The sequence below is a fragment of the Massilia sp. H6 genome (assembly GCF_024802625.1).
Taxonomy (GTDB): Bacteria; Pseudomonadota; Gammaproteobacteria; order Burkholderiales; family Burkholderiaceae_D; genus Telluria.
This window is the reverse complement of record NZ_CP103371.1, coordinates 1,066,352-1,078,861: the sequence shown is the minus strand read 5'-3', so window position 1 is coordinate 1,078,861 and position 12,510 is coordinate 1,066,352. Positions and strand designations below refer to the sequence as shown.

12 protein-coding genes are annotated in these 12,510 nt (G+C 65.9%); 7 read left to right on the top strand and 5 right to left on the bottom strand.

Going from position 1 to position 12,510, the window contains the following annotated elements:
* The first annotated feature begins 1 nt into the window (after position 1).
* From NRS07_RS04825 to NRS07_RS04810, 4 genes are read left to right on the top strand one after another with little or no spacing between them, the layout of a single operon-like run.
* The gene (locus NRS07_RS04825; protein ID WP_259211523.1) at positions 2–925 is read left to right on the top strand and encodes a DMT family transporter; all 924 of its coding nucleotides are present in this window, start codon (positions 2–4) and stop codon (positions 923–925) included.
* Positions 926–945: 20 nt separating this feature from the next.
* On the top strand, positions 946–1,800 hold the full coding sequence (locus tag NRS07_RS04820; protein WP_259213006.1) for a sulfurtransferase: 855 nt from the start codon (positions 946–948) through the stop codon (positions 1,798–1,800).
* Positions 1,801–1,846: 46 nt separating this feature from the next.
* The gene (locus NRS07_RS04815) at positions 1,847–2,398 is read left to right on the top strand and encodes a hypothetical protein (RefSeq protein WP_259211522.1); all 552 of its coding nucleotides are present in this window, start codon (positions 1,847–1,849) and stop codon (positions 2,396–2,398) included.
* Positions 2,399–2,406: 8 nt separating this feature from the next.
* Positions 2,407–2,787 carry a Fur family transcriptional regulator gene (locus NRS07_RS04810; protein WP_259211521.1) on the top strand — a complete coding sequence of 127 codons (381 nt, stop codon included), beginning with the start codon at positions 2,407–2,409 and terminating at the stop codon, positions 2,785–2,787.
* Here NRS07_RS04810 and NRS07_RS04805 read toward each other — a convergent pair.
* The 5 genes from NRS07_RS04805 to polA all read right to left on the bottom strand — a co-directional run bounded on the left by NRS07_RS04805 (position 2,784) and on the right by polA (position 10,048).
* Positions 2,784–3,182: a MerC family mercury resistance protein gene (locus NRS07_RS04805; protein WP_259211520.1), complete on the bottom strand. Its 399-nt coding sequence runs from the start codon at positions 3,180–3,182 to the stop codon at positions 2,784–2,786. The two genes, NRS07_RS04810 and NRS07_RS04805, sit on opposite strands and share 4 nt — an antisense overlap.
* Positions 3,182–5,260 carry a TonB-dependent receptor domain-containing protein gene (locus NRS07_RS04800; protein WP_259211519.1) on the bottom strand — a complete coding sequence of 693 codons (2,079 nt, stop codon included), beginning with the start codon at positions 5,258–5,260 and terminating at the stop codon, positions 3,182–3,184. Before NRS07_RS04800 ends, NRS07_RS04805 begins: the two co-directional genes overlap by 1 nt.
* A 157-nt stretch (positions 5,261–5,417) precedes the next feature.
* Positions 5,418–6,206, bottom strand: a complete 789-nt coding sequence (locus NRS07_RS04795) for a ZIP family metal transporter (RefSeq protein ID WP_259211518.1) — start codon at positions 6,204–6,206, stop codon at positions 5,418–5,420.
* A gap of 99 nt (positions 6,207–6,305) precedes the next feature.
* Entirely contained in the window at positions 6,306–7,190 is an 885-nt protein-coding gene (locus NRS07_RS04790; RefSeq protein WP_259211517.1) for a dienelactone hydrolase family protein, read from the bottom strand.
* Between the two features lie 74 nt (positions 7,191–7,264).
* On the bottom strand, positions 7,265–10,048 hold the full coding sequence (gene polA / locus NRS07_RS04785) for a DNA polymerase I (RefSeq protein WP_259211516.1): 2,784 nt from the start codon (positions 10,046–10,048) through the stop codon (positions 7,265–7,267).
* A gap of 177 nt (positions 10,049–10,225) precedes the next feature.
* Between polA and NRS07_RS04780 the strand changes: the two genes are divergently transcribed.
* The 3 genes from NRS07_RS04780 to NRS07_RS04770 are packed head-to-tail and all read left to right on the top strand — an operon-like array spanning position 10,226 to position 12,508.
* Entirely contained in the window at positions 10,226–10,720 is a 495-nt protein-coding gene (locus NRS07_RS04780) for a hypothetical protein (RefSeq protein ID WP_259211515.1), read from the top strand.
* A 52-nt stretch (positions 10,721–10,772) separates the two neighbouring features.
* Positions 10,773–11,732 carry a homoserine kinase gene (locus NRS07_RS04775; protein ID WP_259211513.1) on the top strand — a complete coding sequence of 320 codons (960 nt, stop codon included), beginning with the start codon at positions 10,773–10,775 and terminating at the stop codon, positions 11,730–11,732.
* Positions 11,729–12,508: a BPSS1780 family membrane protein gene (locus tag NRS07_RS04770; protein WP_259211511.1), complete on the top strand. Its 780-nt coding sequence runs from the start codon at positions 11,729–11,731 to the stop codon at positions 12,506–12,508. Before NRS07_RS04775 ends, NRS07_RS04770 begins: the two co-directional genes overlap by 4 nt.
* Positions 12,509–12,510: the final 2 nt, after the last annotated feature.

Here is a 12,510-nt window from a genome sequence, read left to right as displayed (position 1 = left end):
GATGCCTTCGCTCTGGATGCTGTTTGCCAGCTTTGCGTTCGCTGCCATGGGCGCGGGCGTGAAGCTGGCGTCCGAGTTCTATTCCACCTCCGAATTGCTGATGTACCGTGGCCTGATCGGCACGCTGGTGCTGTTGCTGGCCGTGCGCCAGCACGGCGGCACCTTCCAGACCGCTTTCCCCCGCGCCCATCTGTGGCGCAGTGTCGTGGGCGTCACCTCGCTCTGGCTATGGTTCTTCGCCATCACGCGCCTGCCGCTGGCCACCGCCGTCACCCTCAACTACATGGCGCCGATCTGGATCGCCGCCTGGATGTTCGCCACCGGCTGGTGGACCGCCACCAAGGTGGCCGAATGGCCGCTGGTGCTGGCCATTGCCATGAGCTTCCTGGGCGTCACGCTGGTGCTGCAGCCAGCCGTGGCGAGCAACCAGTGGCTCGGCGGCCTGGCCGGCCTGTGCTCATCGGTGATCTCGGCCATGGCCTACATGCAGGTGCGCAAACTCGGCCAGATGGGCGAACCCGAATACCGGGTGGTGTTCTACTTTTCGCTCACCACCACGCTGGTGGGCCTGGCCGGCACCCTGCTCGGCGACGGCCCGCGCGGCGCGGCCTTCCACAGCCATACCCCGTATAGCGCCGCGCTGCTGCTGGGGCTGGGACTGGCGGCCCTGCTGGCGCAGATCGCCATGACCCGCGCCTACCGCGTCGGCAAGGTGCTGGTGGTGGCCAATCTGCAGTACACCGGCATTGTGTTCTCCAGCCTGTGGGGACTGGCGCTGTGGGGCGACCGCTTCGACTGGCACGTCTGGCTGGGCATTGCCGTCATTCTGGCGTCGGGCGTGGCCGCGACGTTCTACAATACCAGGAGCACGGCAAGGAAAGCCGCCGTGGTCAAGGACACCGACCCGATCGCCAGCGAAGCCTGAGGAACACCATGTACAACACCATGTACCAGACCCTGATTTCGGCCACCGACCTGGCCCGGCACATCGACCAGCCCGACTGGGTCGTGGTCGATTGCCGCCATGACCTGGCCGATCCCGCGGCCGGCCGCGACGGCTATGCCATCGGCCATCTGCCGGGAGCGGTGTTTGCCAATCTCGATACCGATCTGTCCGGCGCCAAGCTGGGACCGGACGGCGAGTTCCGCGGCCGCCACCCGCTGCCGGACAAGCAGGCGCTGCTCGAGACGCTGCGCGCCCTGGGCGTGAACGACAACTCGCAGGTGGTGGCCTACGACGCGCACGGCGGCATGTTCGCGGCGCGCCTGTGGTGGCTGCTGCGCTGGCTCGGCCACGAGGCAGTGGCCGTGCTCGATGGCGGCATGGCGGCCTGGCAGTCGCTCGGCCAGCCCTTGAGCACCGAGGTGCCGTCCAGGGCGCGCGGCACCATCGCTAGCGGCGCACCCCTGGTCTCGACCGTGACGCTACGCGATGTCATGGACAATATTGAAACAGGCGAGCGCAGCGTGATCGATGCGCGCGCCGCCGACCGCTTCCGCGGCGAGAACGAAACCATCGACCCGGTCGGCGGCCATATCCCGGGTGCGAAAAACCGCTTCTTCAAGGACAACCTGCAGCCGGATGGGCGCTTCAAGGACGCGTCCACCCTGCGCGCCGAACTGGCGCCGCTGGTTCCCGACCCGGCCCGGGCCATCATGCAATGCGGCTCGGGCGTGACGGCCTGCCACAACCTGCTGGCGCTGGAAGTGGCGCAGATGCCGGGGGCGGCCCTCTATCCGGGCTCGTGGAGCGAATGGGTGGCCGATGCCACCCGCCCAGTCGCCAGGGGCGACGCTTGAAGCGAAACAGACCATGAAAAAAAACACACCGAAGGAAAACACACCGATGCTAGACCAAGACACCCCGCACGCAGCCATGCCAGGGCTGGAGATCCCTGAATCGGTTGCCGCCGCCCTGAGCGGCTGGGTGCAGCAGGTCGCCGAACAGACCGCCGGCCCGGTGCGCGCAGCGCTGGAGCAACTCGAAAGCGAAGCGGCCGAGCTGCGCGACACCGGCGCCGAGCTGGAAGCGGCGCGCGACCAGGCGCTGGCTGCATCGAGCGAGCACCAGGCAGAAATCGAACGCCTGACGGTCGAACTGCGCGACGCGCGCAAGCTGGCCACCGAGGCGCTGGTCAGCAAGGCGAAAGACCAGCTGGCGATCGACGGCAAGGACCGCCAGCTGGCCGACCTGCGAACCCAGCTCGAACGCAACGTGGCGGCGCAGGGCTCGGAATCCGACGCCCGCCTGGCGGCCGAGATGGAACTGGTCGGCGCCACCACCGCGCGCGATAACTTCGAAGCCGAAGTCCGTACCCTGCGCGGCCAGCTCGACAAATCCTATGCCGAACGCAGTGCGCTGCGCGCCGAGCTGGAAACGCTGCGCGGGAAGAAATAAGCCCCCCCATGGAACGCAATACGCGACAGCGCAAGGCCATCCACCAGTGCATCACCGACGCCGGCCGTCCGCTGAGCCCCCAGGAACTGCTGGAACACGCCCAGGGCGTGGTGCCCGGCATCGGCCTGGCGACGATCTACCGCAACATCAAGTCGATGCTCGAAGCGGGCGAGATCACGACCGTGTCGCTGCCGGGCAGCGGCGACCGCTACGAATTATCCGGACACGGGCACCATCACCATTTCCATTGCCGCACCTGCGACCGCGTGTTCGAGGTACATGCCTGCCCGGGAGACATGCGCAAGCTGGCGCCGGAAGGGTTTTTGCTCGAATCGCATGAGTTGACGCTGTACGGATTGTGCAGCCAGTGCCGCAGTGCGGCATCCTAGCGCAGGCAAGCGTCGCCCTGGTGCCCGCTGCAGTAACGGTAGTTACGCCAATGCGCCGCCAGCAGCAGCACGCTGCTGACTACCGCCCCCACCGTCTCGGCCAGCTCGCCCATCCGCGCGGCAACCACCAGCACCGCTAGCAGCAAGGCCCCGAGCCCCGCCACGCCCAGCAGCAAGGCAAGCGCATCGCGATGCTTGACATACCCCGGCACCAGCGCCAGCAACGCCGGCAGCGTCACCCCCACCAGCAAGGCTTCGTGCAAGGCATGGTGCTCAGCACCGAGCCCGAGCAGCGGAAAAGCGGCGAGCAGCAGCGGCAGCGCCAGGCAATGCGCCAGGCACAGGGCCGACGCTGCCAAGCCCGCAACATCGGCGCAGCGGATCAAGCCCTTCATCAGAAGATCAGGCGCAGGCCCGCCGTCAGGTTGCGGCCCTGAAGCGGCGCGGCCGACTTGATGAAGGAGGTATGGCTCAACGCCAGCTCGTCGGTCAGGTTATTGATGCGCGCATAGAGCTGGGCCGGCACCCCGCCGATGCGCGTGCTGACATGCGTGCCGAGGTTGAGCAGCGTATGGCCGCCGGTCGCTTCCTCGAATGCGGCCAGCTTGTCCTGCTTGCCGACCCGGACCACTTCCAGCATGCCATGCCAGGCTTGATAGTGTGCATTAACGCGCGCGCCGATACGGTGCGCCGGAATGCGCGGCAGGTTGCGGCTGCCCGCTCCTGCGTCGAAGCGGGCCCGCACCAAATCGCCGAACACGGTCCCTTCCAGGCGGGCCGAGAATGTGTGGCGCAGCTCCCCTTCCAGGCCGGTGAAGAGCGCGTCGCGCTGCGCGTATTCGACCAGCTGGAAGCCCTCGTGGCTGTCCAGGGTATTGGCGTAGATGTAGTTGGCGACCCGGTTGCGGAAGGCGCTGAGCGACCAGGTGGTCCGGCCCTCGAACTTGCGCAGGGTAAGGTCGAGGTTGTTCGAGGTTTCCTTGCCCAGGCCGGCGTTGCCGATTTCGTAGGTTGCGGTGGCCAGGTGCACGCCGTCGGCATACAGTTCTTCGGCGCTCGGCAGGCGGTGGCTACGCGACAGGCCGGCGCGCAGCGAATACGCGGGCTGGAACTTCCAGACCGCGCCCAGGGCGGCCGAGGTGCCGCGGGCGTGGGTGTCGGGCTGGCCCGCGCGGTCGACGGCGATCTGCTGCCACTCATGGCGGGCGCCGGCTTCGAAGCGCCAGTTGCCCAGCTTGACTTCTTCGGTCGCGAACACGGCGTGCTTCTTCGTGACGGTGGGCGGCACATAGGCTTCTTCGCCCTCGGTCTGGAAATCGCGCCGCGTGGTTTGCAGGCCGACCACCCCGCGCACGCCAGGCATGAAGCCGAGCGGCGCATGTTCGAGCTCCACCCGCAGGTCGTGTCCCTGGTTGTGGAAGCTGGTGGCGACCACGCCCTCTTCCAGTTCGTCGTGGCGGTAATCGGTGAACGCGGCGCGCAGGCGGGCCTTGGCAATGCCGGCCACCGGGTTGCGGACTTCGCCGCGCACGTCCCAGCGGTCGCTGTCGAGCTTCACGACCGGCACCGGCTCGTCGCCGTGCGCGTGCTCGCGCCCGTGTTGTTCACCGTCTTCATCATGGCCGCCGCAATGCAGGTGCGCGCCGTGCGGATGGCAGCTACCGGCTTCGTGGCCGTGGCCGGGCACACCGTAATCGGCGCGCTCCTCGGTGTACGCCGCCCCGAGATAGCCGCGCTCGCCTACCCAGGACAGGCCGACGCTGCCAGTCTGGCTGTCTCTGGCGCTGCCGGGCACGCGCGCGCCCCCGGCCCAGCCCTTGCCGACGCGGTAATGCCCGGCATCGCGCTTGACGCCTTCGGCATGGACCGCGACGTTGCCTGCGCCGCCAGTCAGTTCAAAGGCGCCGGTTTTTTCGCGCGCCGTCGAATTGGCGCGCAGTTCCATGCTGCCCTCGATCGGTTCGACCGGCATCCGGGTTGGGATCTTGCGGTCCAGAATATTGACCACGCCCCCCACCGCCCCGCCGCCGTAGGCCAGCGCCGACGGTCCGCGCAGCACTTCGATGCGTTCGGCCAGCACCGGCTCGAAGGCCACCGCGTGGTCGGGACTGACGGTGGACGCGTCCTGGATCTCGGCGCCATCCGACAAGATCTTGACGCGCGGGCCGTCCATGCCGCGGATCACCGGGCGGCTGGCGCCGGCGCCGAAGTGGCTGGAAGTGATGCCGGGCTGGTTGTTGAGGGTCTCACCCAGCGTCGACTCGCGCACCCGCACCAGTTCTCCGCCCGCGAGCGTGGTGACCGGCGTGATCATGTCGTCGCCCAGCAGGCCAAGGGCTGATGCCGAGATCACCACCGTCGGCACGCTGTCCGGGTCGGCGTGCATGCGGCCCGACACGGCTTGCGCCTGCGCGGCGTTGAAAGCAAATAGGATCGCCAGCGCGAGCGGCGTGCGGTGAAAGGTCGGGGACATGGTGCGGCTTCCTTGATCGTGGTTGAGCATCGGGCCAGTGCGCCCGCTTTTGGTAATGATAAGCCATTATCATTAAAAGCTCAACCGATGCTGCGCGACGCTGCTCACATCCAGGGTAATCGGGCGGGCCAGAGTAGAACCTGGCGCGGCCGCGCGCTCAATAGGCGTGGTTCAAGGCCAGCACGATGGCCACGCCGAGGGCGATCAGCACCAATTGCGGAACCGACTCCCTGACGGTGGCGCGGCGCTGCATCTGGGGCATCAGGTCGCTCACCGCAATATAGATGAAGCCCGACGAGGCGAACACCAGCACGTAGGGAATCAGGCCGCTGGCCTGGTCGAGCGTGAAATAGCCGAGCAGGCCGCCGAGCACCGCCATCACGCTGCTGAGCAGGTTGAAGACATAGGCGCGCGTGCGCGAGAAGCCGGCATTGAGCAGCACGATGAAGTCGCCGATCTCCTGCGGGATCTCGTGCGCGACGATGGCCAGCGCGGTAAGGATGCCCAGCTCCGGGTTGGCCAAAAAGGCGGCGGCGATCAGGATGCCGTCGGTGAAGTTGTGCATGGAGTCGCCAAGCAGGATCATCCAGCCCGACTTGCCCGCCTGGTGCGCGTCGTGGCCGTGCGCATGGTGATGGCCGTCGCCTTCGTGGTGGTGCGAGTGGCGCAGGATGGCCAGCTTCTCGAGCACGAAAAAGGCCAGTAGGCCGCCGAGCAGCGTAGCGAACAGGCTGCGCGGGTCGGCACCGGATTCGAAGGCTTCGGGCAGCGCGTGCAGCAGCGAAGTGGCGAGCATGATGCCGACCGACAGGCTGACCATGCGCTCCACCACTTTTGACAGCAGCGTGAACGAGAAGATGGCAGCGCCCGTGATGCTGACGGCGCCGGCGATCACGGTCGCCAGCAGGATGGAACTAAGTATCGGGTCGAAAGACAGGTCGGGCATCGGGTCGGGTCAAGCTTATTGTTCTGGTCTGACTCACAACCCAGGACCTGGGCCGCAAACCGGGCATTGTAACCTGCCCGGCTGTACGTCCGTGCGGGATCAGGCCACGCCGTGCCTGGCGAACCAGTTCAGTGCCTTGGCCCAGCCGTCCTGCGCGTCAATGGCATTGAAGCTGGGACGGTAATCGGCATGGAAGGCATGGCCCGAATTCGGATACACATGGATCATCGACTTGCTGTTGCCGGTATCGAGCGCCTGGCGCATGCGCTCGACCGATTCCAGCGGGATGCCGCCGTCCTTGGCACCGTACAGGCCGAGCACCGGCACCTTCAGCGCCTGGGCGATGTCGATCGGGTGCCGGGTCTGGAGCGCGTTGGCCTCGCCCACCAGGCGGCCATACCAGGCCACGCCGGCCTTGACGTTCGGATTGTGCGCCGCATACAGCCAGGTGATGCGGCCGCCCCAGCAAAATCCGGTGATGCCCAGCTTGTCGGTATTGCCGCCGCGCTGCCTGGCCCAGGCAACGACCGTATCGAGGTCGGACATGACCTGCGCGTCCGGGGTCCTGGCGACGATCTCCTTGATCAGGGTAGCGACATCGGGCGCCTTGGCCGCGTCGCCCTGGCGCACGAACAGGTCCGGCGCGACGGCCATGTAGCCGGCCCTGGCCAAACGGCGCGCCACGTCCTTGATGTGTTCGTGCACGCCGAAGATCTCGGAGATCACCAGCACCACCGGCAGCTTGCTGCGGTCCTTGGGCTGGGCGCGATAGACTGGCACGTCCTGGCCATTGATCACGATGATGTGATCGGCCGCGTCCAGGCCCTCGGTCGAGGTCTGGATCTGGGTCTGGGCCACCACCGGCAGCGCGGCCACGGCAAAGCCGCTGCCCAGGGCAGCCTTTAAAAAGACGCGGCGGTCGACGCCGTCGCCGAACGCGCTGGCAGGCACCAGGCTTTCGGCATCGCTGATGAGATCTTTCATGGGCACCCCGGTGTAGTTGGACAGGCTTGCAATAGTAGCAAAGTCGCCACCACGTGCGGGCCGGCGCGCATTTTCTAGTGCGCCTGCTCCCAGTTCGGCCCCACTCCGGTCTCGGCCAGCAGCGGCACCTTCAGGGTCGCCACCTTCGCCATCAGCTCCGGCAGCTTTACCCGCACCAGTTCCAGTTCGCTTTCAGGCACCTCGAGCACCAGTTCGTCGTGCACCTGCATGATCATGCGGGTGGCCAGTCCATCGGCCTCGAGCCAGCCCTGCACCGCGATCATGGCCAGCTTGATCAGGTCGGCCGCAGTGCCCTGCATCGGCGCATTGATCGCCGCGCGTTCGGCGCCGGCGCGGCGCGGGCCGTTGGGAGAGTTAATCTCGGGCAGCCACAGGCGGCGGCCGAACACGGTCTCCACGTAGCCGCGCGCCTTGGCCTGCAGCCGGGTCTCGTCCATGTACTGCTTGACGCCGGCGAAGCGGGCGAAATAGCGGTCGATGTAGCTGGCCGCGGCGGCGCGCTCGATGCCAAGGTTCTGGGCCAGGCCGAAGGCGCTCATGCCATAGATCAGGCCGAAGTTGATCACCTTGGCGTAGCGGCGCTGCTCGCTCTGCACCTCGCTTGGGTTGATACCGAAGATCTCGGCGGCGGTGGCCTTGTGGATGTCTTCGCCATCGGCAAAGGCTTTCAGCATGGCCGGGTCACCCGAGATATGCGCCATGATGCGCAGCTCGATTTGCGAATAGTCGGCCGAGACGATCCGGCTGCCGGGCGGCGCGATGAAGGCTTCGCGGATGCGGCGCCCCTCAGCGGTGCGCACCGGGATGTTCTGCAGGTTCGGCTCGTTCGAGGACAGGCGCCCGGTGATCGCCACGGCCTGCGCATAATTGGTATGCACGCGGCCGGTCCTGGCATTGACCATTTTTGGCAGCTTGTCGGTATAGGTCGACTTGAGCTTGGACATGCCGCGGTATTCGAGCAGGATCTTTGGCAGCGGATAATCCTCGGCCAGCTTCTGCAGCACTTCTTCGTCGGTGGATGGCGCGCCGGTGGCGGTCTTCTTGACCACCGGCAGGCCAAGCTTGCCGAAGAAAATTTCGCCGATCTGCTTGGGCGAACCGAGGTTGAACGGGCCGCCGGCCAGCTCGTAGGCCTGCTGCTCGAGTTCCATGATGCGCGCACCCAGCTCTGCCGACTGCACCTGCAGCAGTGCCGCGTCGATCAGCACGCCGTTGCGCTCGATCTTCTGCAGCACTTCCATGGTCGGCATCTCGATATTGCGGTAGATATAAGCCAGGCCCTGGTCGGCTTCGACATGGCCCAGCATCGCCCCGTGCAGCCGCAGCGTGATGTCGGAATCCTCGGCGGCGTATTCGGTGGCGCGTCCGAGTTCGACCTGGTCGAAGCAGATCATGTTGACGCCTTTGCCGCATACATCCGCAAAAGGAATCGTGGTGTAGCCGAGGTGGCGCATCGCCATGGTGTCCATGTCGTGCGGCTTGTGCGACTCGAAGACATACGACTGCAGCAGCGTGTCATGCACGATACCCTTGAGCTTGATCCCATGGTTTTCGAAGATGTGCATGTCGTACTTCAGATTCTGCCCGAGCTTGGGCTTGGCCGGGTTTTCGAGCCAGGGGCGCATGCGCTCGAGCACGTGCTCGCGCCCGAGCTGCTCGGGCACGCCGGCATAGCGGTGTGCCAGCGGAATATAGGCGCCCTTGCCGGCCTCTACCGACAGCGAAATGCCGACCATCTCGGCGGTGAGCGGGTCGAGCGAGGTGGTTTCGGTATCGACCGAAGTGAGTTCGGCGGCACCGACCAGCGCCAGCCATTTGTCGAGCGCTTCAATGGTGAGCACGGTTTCGTACTCGCCCTTGACGATCGCCAGGCCTGGCAGCGTTGCGGCAGTACCGGACGCACCTTCGGGCGAGTTGAGCGCGGCGCCGCCGGGGCCGGCGCCACGGGCCGGCGCCACGGCGCCATCGGCGCGTGCGGCACCGCCCAGGTCGCGCAGCATGGTCTTGAAACCGTAGCGCTGGAAGAACTCGCGCAGGGCATCGGCATTTTCGGGGCGGCCCACCAGGGTCTCTTCGAACGAGATCACGTGGCTCACCAGGTCGCAGTCGGTTTTCACGGTGATCAGCTCGCGGCCCTTCGGCAGCCACTCGAGCGCGGCGCGCAGGTTCTCGCCGACCGCGCCGCCGATGGCATGGGCGTTTTCCAGCACGCCGTCGAGCGAGCCGTGCAGGGACAGCCACTTGACCGCGGTTTTCGGGCCGCATTTGCTCACGCCAGGCACGTTGTCGACCGTGTCGCCAACCAGGGTCAGGTAGTCGATGATGCGGTTCGGCGGCACGCCGAACTTGGCGATCACGCCGGCTTCGTCGAGCTTTTCGTTGCTCATCGTATTGATCAGCATGACCTTGTCGTTAACCAGCTGCGCCAGATCCTTGTCGCCGGTGGAGATCACGGTCTTCATGCCGCGCGCGCTTGCCTGCACTGCCAGCGTGCCGATCACATCGTCGGCCTCGACGCCGTCGACCATCAAGATCGGCCAGCCCATGTGGCGCACGACTTCGTGGATCGGCTCGATTTGCCGGCCCAGGTCTTCCGGCATCGAGGCGCGCGTCGCCTTGTACTCTGGGTAAAGGTCGTCACGGAAAGTCTTGCCCTTGGCATCGAACACACAGGCGATATATGCCGCTGGAAAATCTGCACGCAGGCGCCGCAGCATGTTGACCATGCCGTGCATGGCGCCGGTCGGGAATCCGTCCGGGCTACGCAGGTCGGGCAGCGCGTGGAAGGCACGGTAGAGATAACTGGAACCGTCAACAAGCAGCAGGGTATTTTCCATGGGGCGACATAATAAGTAGAGAGCCGGCGCGGCCGCGCCAAGGTGTCCGGCATTATCGCAGAATCAGCCTCGGCAACGCACGGACCATGGCGGGCGCCACCATGGATCGGCACACACTTTTCACAGGGAAGCGACCGTGTTTGTTACAATGAACCAAACGATACCAGGGTGACCACCATGTTGCGCACTTCTTCCTGCCTGAAACTCCTGTCGCTGTGCCTGCTTGCCCATGCCGGAGCGGTATCGGCCCAGGCGCAACAGCCAACCCAGCAGCAATCAGCACAGCAGCGGCCGGCCCAGACCCCGCCGCGACTCGATCGCATCGAGCCAGGCAGCGATACCCCGACCACTACCATCCCGCCGCGCGAGCGCACCCGCATTATCGAGCGGCGCGGCAACGATGGCACGGTCAAAGAAGTAGAAGTGCAAAGCGGCAAAAGCCGCTACATCATGAAGCCTCACGTGCCTGCAGGAAATGCCCAACCCGGCGATGCCCAAAGCAGCGCGATCCGCGCGCCGCAATGGCAGGTCCTGGAATTTGACTTTGGCAATCCGAAGAAAGAGGCGCCCCCCGATCCGTCGGCAACCGCGCCAGCGCCAGCCAAGGCGGGTGTGCCGCCCCGCGCCGACGCGCCGCCCCCGCCGCCGCTGCAAGTCGTCGAGAAAAAATAATCCCTGGCGCTGCCGCGCGCGGCAGCCGACCTTCACCTTTGTTGCTAGGCACATGGCAGTTTTCACCGCGGTTTCGCTGGACGACCTTTCCCAGTGGATCAAGCAGTTCCCCCTAGGCCGCGCCCTCGCGCTCCAGGGCATTTCTTCCGGCATCGACAACAGCAATTTCTTTCTCACCTGCGAGCGTGGCGAGTTTGTCCTGACGATCTTCGAGAACCTCGGCATCGAACAACTGCCCTTCTACGTACAGTTGATGCGGCATTTGTCCGAGCGCGGCATTCCGGTGCCGGCGCCGGTGGCGAACCTGGACGGCGAGCTGGTGGTCACGCTGCAAGGCAAGCCGGCCATCATCGTCAGCCGCCTGAGCGGGGCATCGCAAATGGATCCGCAGCCGGTGCACTGCGCCGAAGTTGGCACCATGCTGGCGCGCATGCACCTGGCCGGACAAGACTTTCCGATGGTGCAGCCGAACCTGCGCGGTCTCGACTGGGTGGTGGCCACCGCCCCGCAGGTGCTGCCCTTCCTTTCCGGCAGCGAGGCTGCGCTGCTACGCACCGAGCTAGCCTACCAGCGCGCATTTGCCGCGACCGCGAACTATGCCGCGCTGACCCGTGGACCGGTGCACGCCGACCTGTTTCGCAATAACGTCATGTTCGAAGGCGAACGCCTGACCGGCTGCTTCGATTTTTATTTCGCCGGCGTCGATACCTGGCTGTTCGACGTCGCCGTCACCGTCAACGACTGGTGCATCGACCTGGCCACGGGCAGGCTCGATGCGGCGCGCGTGCAAGCCCTGCTCGACGCCTACCATGCGGTGCGTCCGTTTACGCCGCACGAACACCGCGCGTGGCAGCCGCTGCTGCGCGCCGGCGCGCTGCGCTTCTGGCTTTCGCGCCTGTACGATCTTCATTTGCCGCGTGCAGCCGAACTGCTCACGCCCCACGACCCCACCCATTTTGAACGCATCCTGCGCGAGCGTATCGCAAGCGGCGCGCCGGAGCTTCCCGTATGAACTCACTTCCTGCAATCACTGGCTGGCTCTGGCTCAAGCAAGGCGCCGGACTATTCCGCAAACAACCGGCCGCGCTGACCACGCTGCTGTTCGCGAATATCCTGGTCAGCATCGGCATCAGCGCCGTACCCCTGCTTGGGCCCATGGTCGCGGTGGTCCTGATTCCCTCGTTCTCGATGGCCTTCATGAAGGCGTGCCTGATGATCGAGAACGGCGAACGGGTCTCGCCCGCGGTGCTGCTGACGGGTTTTCGCAAGCCGGTGGTGCTGGATTTGTGCAAGGTCGGCCTGATCTACCTGGGCGTGTCGCTGTTGATGGCGCTGGTCACCCGCTTTGCGGTCGACCCGGGCTTTTGGGAACAGGTGGCGCGCCAGGGCCGCGAGGGCGGCCAGCCGCAGGTGGCCGGCTCCGACGTGCTGGCCATGTTCGCGATCTTCGGGCTGGACGTGGCGGCGCTGATGGCGCTGTGCTTCGCCGCCCCGCTCACCTACTGGCAGAAAATGGGACCGGGCAAGGCGGTCTTCTACAGCTTCTTCGCCGTGGTGCGCAGCGCCCGCGTGTTCATTGTGCTGCTGCTGGCATGGTTCGCGATCTTCTTCGGGATCTGCATGGTGGTCACGCTGCTGCTGGGCACCTCGAACATCACGCGGGTGGTGATCATGTGGCTGATCTTCTTGTTCATCTTGCTGCTGCAGTGCGCGATGTATGCGGGCTACCGCCAGATCTTCGGCAAGCCGGCCGATGGCGGCGCCGGCAAGGTCAGCCTGGACAAATAAGG

Coding starts and splice junctions, on each gene's coding strand:
- NRS07_RS04825 (WP_259211523.1), top strand. CDS start 2: ATGCCTTCGCTCTGGATGCTGTTTGCCAGCTTTGCGTTCGCTGCCATG.
- NRS07_RS04820 (WP_259213006.1), top strand. CDS start 946: ATGTACCAGACCCTGATTTCGGCCACCGACCTGGCCCGGCACATCGAC.
- NRS07_RS04815 (WP_259211522.1), top strand. CDS start 1,847: ATGCTAGACCAAGACACCCCGCACGCAGCCATGCCAGGGCTGGAGATC.
- NRS07_RS04810 (WP_259211521.1), top strand. CDS start 2,407: ATGGAACGCAATACGCGACAGCGCAAGGCCATCCACCAGTGCATCACC.
- NRS07_RS04805 (WP_259211520.1), bottom strand. CDS start 3,182: ATGAAGGGCTTGATCCGCTGCGCCGATGTTGCGGGCTTGGCAGCGTCG.
- NRS07_RS04800 (WP_259211519.1), bottom strand. CDS start 5,260: ATGTCCCCGACCTTTCACCGCACGCCGCTCGCGCTGGCGATCCTATTT.
- NRS07_RS04795 (WP_259211518.1), bottom strand. CDS start 6,206: ATGCCCGACCTGTCTTTCGACCCGATACTTAGTTCCATCCTGCTGGCG.
- NRS07_RS04790 (WP_259211517.1), bottom strand. CDS start 7,190: ATGAAAGATCTCATCAGCGATGCCGAAAGCCTGGTGCCTGCCAGCGCG.
- polA (WP_259211516.1), bottom strand. CDS start 10,048: ATGGAAAATACCCTGCTGCTTGTTGACGGTTCCAGTTATCTCTACCGT.
- NRS07_RS04780 (WP_259211515.1), top strand. CDS start 10,226: ATGTTGCGCACTTCTTCCTGCCTGAAACTCCTGTCGCTGTGCCTGCTT.
- NRS07_RS04775 (WP_259211513.1), top strand. CDS start 10,773: ATGGCAGTTTTCACCGCGGTTTCGCTGGACGACCTTTCCCAGTGGATC.
- NRS07_RS04770 (WP_259211511.1), top strand. CDS start 11,729: ATGAACTCACTTCCTGCAATCACTGGCTGGCTCTGGCTCAAGCAAGGC.